We start from the raw sequence: 3,509 nt of genomic DNA, 5'->3' as shown, positions 1-3,509 counted from the left end.
TGGAGCGCGCGGTCGGGGCGCTGCGCGACGTGCACCTCGGCGCGCTGCGCGACTTCGCGGTGGCGACCGGTGTCGGCTCGCTGCAGAGCGGCCCGGAGGGGCTGGCCGCCACGCTCGACGAGGCGGGCGACGCGGCACGCATCGCGGCCGACCGCTCCGCCACGGGCTGGTTCGTGCGGGTGGACAGTCTCGGTCTGGAGCAGCTGCTGCTCGCCTGGACCGGGAACGACACGTTCGTGCCGGCGGCGCAGTCGCTCCTGGCGCCGCTCGCGGACGGGGGCGGCGAGCTGCTCACGACGCTGTCGGCCTACCTGGACCACGAGTCGGGGATCGCCGCGACCGCGGCCGCCCTCGGCCTGCACCGCAACACCGTCATGGTGCGCATCCGCCGGGTGCAGGAGCTGCTCGGGATCGACATGAGCGATCCGGAGGCCCGGCTCGCGCTGCACCTGGCGTGCCGGGCCGTGCTGCCGCGCTGACCCCGCCGCTGCCTACTCCGGGTCGCCGTGCAGCATCCAGGCGATGCCGAACCGGTCGACGAGCATGCCGAACGTCCCGCCCCACGGCGGCACATCCAGCGGCATCGTGATGGTCGCGCCCTCGGAGAGCGCCTCCCACACGCGCTGCGTGACCTCCTGGGTGTTGCCGCTCAGCGACACGGAGATGCCCTGCGGCTTCTCGTAGGTCATGCCGTCGGGGGTGTCCGAGGCCATCAGCACGAGCCCGTCCGGGGTGGTGAGCTGCGCGTGCATCACGAGGTCCTGCTGCTCCGGGCTCTGCACCATGTCGGGGAACTCGCCGAAGACGCTGATGTCGAGCTCACCGCCGAGGACGCTCCGGTAGAACTCCATCGCCTCCCGGGCCTCGGTGCGGAACGACAGGTACGGGTTGAGGTTGGGCATGACTGCTCCTGGTCGTGTTCGGACTGCTGAGGATCCCCGCCGCGCCTCAGTCTCCGCTCCGTCGCGCGCCGTCGCAAGAGCAGGGGCACGACCGCGCCGACACCCCGTCCCGGAGGTGCGGTGCCGGAGGGAGGGTCAGGGGTGCGCGGTCTCCGCGAGCCACTCCGCGAACGTCTGCCGGCCGAGGTCGGCGTCGGGTCCCGGAAGCGCCTTGCCCTCCCGCATCCCCGTCATCTGCGGGCCGGGCACGCTCAGCGCCGGAACCCAGCCGCGGTAGCCCTGGTGTCGCGCGAATGCCCGGATCATGTCGGCCAGCTGTTCCTCTCGCGGCCCGGCGAAGTCCGCCACGCGACCCCGCGGGTCCCCGACGGCGAGAGCTGCGAGACGCTCGCCGACCTCGCGGGCGGCCACCGGCTGCGTGCGGGCCCGGGGTGCCATGTGGAGCGGGCCGAGCGTCGCGCGGGCGAACATCTGCGCGGCGAACTCGTGGAACTGGGTGGCGCGCTGGATCGTCCACGGCACGGGCGACGCCTCCACGATCTTCTCCTGCGCGACCTTGCCCGCGTAGTAGTCGTAGGGGATGCGGTCGATGCCGACGATCGAGAGGAGCACCGCGTGTCGCACGCCCGCGTCGGCGGCGGCCGACAGCAGGTTGCCGGTCGCCGCGGTGAAGAACTCGATCGCCGCGCTCGCCTTCAGCGTCTCGATGCTCGCGACGTCGATCACCGCGTCCGCTCCGCGCAGCGCCTCGGACAGCCCTCTCCCGCTCACCAGATCGACGCCGGTCGAGCGGCTGAGCACCACCGCGTCATGCCCCGCCTCCCGGACCGCGTCCACGGTGTGCCTGCCCACGACGCCGGTGCCACCGGCGACAGCGATTCTCATGCGTGCGTTCTCCTTCGTCTCGGGAATGGTCCTGCCTCTCCGACGATGCAGCCCGCCCGAATGTGAGGCGATCGGCGACATCCGCCGTGCCCGCGTGCGTCGCGCAGGGCCAGGATAGGAGACGATGGACGACCTCGAAGCCCCTGAATCCGAGCGGCGACCCCTGCTGGCCCTCGCGTACCGCCTGCTCGGCACGGTCGCCGACGCGGAGGACGCCGTGCAGGAGACCTACGCGCGCTGGTACCGGATGTCGCCCGCGGAGCGGGCGGCGATCGTCAACCCGGCCGCGTGGCTGACGAGGGTCGCCGGGCGCGTCTGTCTCGACGTGCTCGGATCGGCGCGTGCCCGTCGCGAGACCTACGTCGGTCCGTGGCTGCCCGAGCCGGTGCCGCACGGTTCCGCGTTCGCCGGGCCGCCGCACCCCGACCCGCTCGACCGCGTCACCCTGGACGAATCCGTCGGCCTGGCGCTGCTCGTGGTGCTGGAGTCGCTCACGCCCGCCGAGCGTGTGGCCTTCGTGCTGCACGACGTCTTCGGCGTGCCGTTCGCCGAGATCGCCGAGACGGTCGGACGCACCCCCGCCGCGGTCCGGCAGCTCGCCTCGCAGGGGCGCCGACGCGTGCGGGCAGGGCGATCCGGAGTCGCCGACCGAGCTCAGCACGACGCGGTGGTGCGGGCGTTCCTCGGCGCGGCGGCCACGGGTGAGTTCGACCGGCTCGTGAGGCTGCTCGACCCCGACGTGGTGCTCCGCTCCGACGCCGGAGGCAAGAAGACCGCGGCACTGCGACCCGTGGTGGGGGCCGACCACGTGGCCCGGTTCGTGCTCGGCATCGCGCGCCGCAACCCCGAGGCCGAGATCGCCCTCGTGCCTGCGCCGGACGGGCTCGCACTGCTCGCGACGCTCGATGGGGATGCGGACGCGGTGTTCTCGTTCGTCGTGCGCGGCGACCGGATCGCCGAGGTCTTCGCGGTGCGCAACCCCGACAAGCTCACGCAGTGGCGGGATCCTCGCGGTCGCTAGCATGACGAGGGTGACGACCCCCACCGTGCGTCCCGGTATCGCCGAGCGCCTCGCCCGCATGATCCGCCTCCCCACCGTCTCCGCGGAGCTGGACGAACGCGGCCTCGCGCCGTTCGAGGAGTTCGCGGCGCTGCTCGCCGAGCTGTACCCGCGCACGCACGCGGAGCTGACCCTCGAGCGGCACACCGACCTGGGGCTGCTGTTCCACTGGGCGGGCACGGGAGCGGTGACGGGCGGACCCGTCGTGTTGATGGCGCACTACGACGTGGTCCCGGTCGACGAGAGCGACGCCTGGACCCACCCGCCGTTCGCGGGGGTGATCGCCGACGGCTCGGTGCACGGCCGCGGGGCGCTCGACGACAAGGGGCCGCTGATCGTGGTGCTCGAGGCCGTCGAGAACCTGCTGACCGACGGCTTCCGTCCGCCGCGCGACGTGTACCTGTCGTTCGGCGGGAACGAGGAGACCTACGGGAGGGCGGCCGAGGAGATCGCGCGGGTGCTGCGCGACCGCGGCATCGTGCCGTGGCTCGTGGTCGACGAGGGCGGGGCGGTCGTCGACGCACCGCTGCCCTTCGTCCCCGGGCGTGCCGCGATGATCGGTGTCGGCGAGAAGGGCGTGATGACGCTGCGGCTCTCGGCGCGCGGCGACGGCGGGCACGCCTCCGCCCCGCCCGCACTCACGGCCGTGCGCCGCGTGGCCC

At 73.4% G+C, this 3,509-nt stretch carries 5 protein-coding genes; 3 read left to right on the top strand and 2 right to left on the bottom strand.

Features of this window, described 5'->3' with window-relative positions; translation table 11 throughout:
• Positions 1-479 (top strand): PucR family transcriptional regulator (locus tag DW299_RS12760; RefSeq protein ID WP_168443139.1); only part of this gene is annotated, 479 nt, incomplete at its 5' end.
• 12 nt (positions 480-491) lie between these two features.
• Here DW299_RS12760 and DW299_RS12755 read toward each other — a convergent pair.
• A complete protein-coding gene (locus tag DW299_RS12755; RefSeq protein WP_136036807.1) occupies positions 492-902 on the bottom strand; it encodes a VOC family protein in 411 nt (136 codons plus the stop codon).
• Between the two features lie 135 nt (positions 903-1,037).
• The gene (locus tag DW299_RS12750) at positions 1,038-1,787 is read right to left on the bottom strand and encodes an SDR family oxidoreductase (RefSeq protein WP_136036806.1); all 750 of its coding nucleotides are present in this window, start codon (positions 1,785-1,787) and stop codon (positions 1,038-1,040) included.
• Positions 1,788-1,911: 124 nt separating this feature from the next.
• Between DW299_RS12750 and sigJ the strand changes: the two genes are divergently transcribed.
• Both sigJ and DW299_RS12740 read left to right on the top strand, forming a co-directional pair.
• A complete protein-coding gene (gene sigJ / locus DW299_RS12745) occupies positions 1,912-2,808 on the top strand; it encodes an RNA polymerase sigma factor SigJ (protein WP_136036805.1) in 897 nt (298 codons plus the stop codon).
• A gap of 1 nt (position 2,809) precedes the next feature.
• Positions 2,810-3,509, top strand: a 700-nt coding sequence (locus DW299_RS12740) for a M20/M25/M40 family metallo-hydrolase (RefSeq protein WP_136036804.1), incomplete at its 3' end; no start/stop codon positions are given.

The organism is Microbacterium sp. K35 (assembly GCF_004794375.1).
In the GTDB taxonomy this organism is placed as follows: Bacteria; Actinomycetota; Actinomycetes; order Actinomycetales; family Microbacteriaceae; genus Microbacterium; species Microbacterium sufflavum.
The sequence above is the reverse complement of the archived record's forward strand: the minus strand, read 5'-3'. Positions and strand labels throughout refer to the sequence as shown.

Excerpts from the sequence above, each read along its gene's own strand:
- sigJ (WP_136036805.1), top strand. The coding sequence starts at position 1,912 with ATGGACGACCTCGAAGCCCCTGAATCCGAGCGGCGACCCCTGCTGGCC.
- DW299_RS12750 (WP_136036806.1), bottom strand. The coding sequence starts at position 1,787 with ATGAGAATCGCTGTCGCCGGTGGCACCGGCGTCGTGGGCAGGCACACC.
- DW299_RS12755 (WP_136036807.1), bottom strand. The coding sequence starts at position 902 with ATGCCCAACCTCAACCCGTACCTGTCGTTCCGCACCGAGGCCCGGGAG.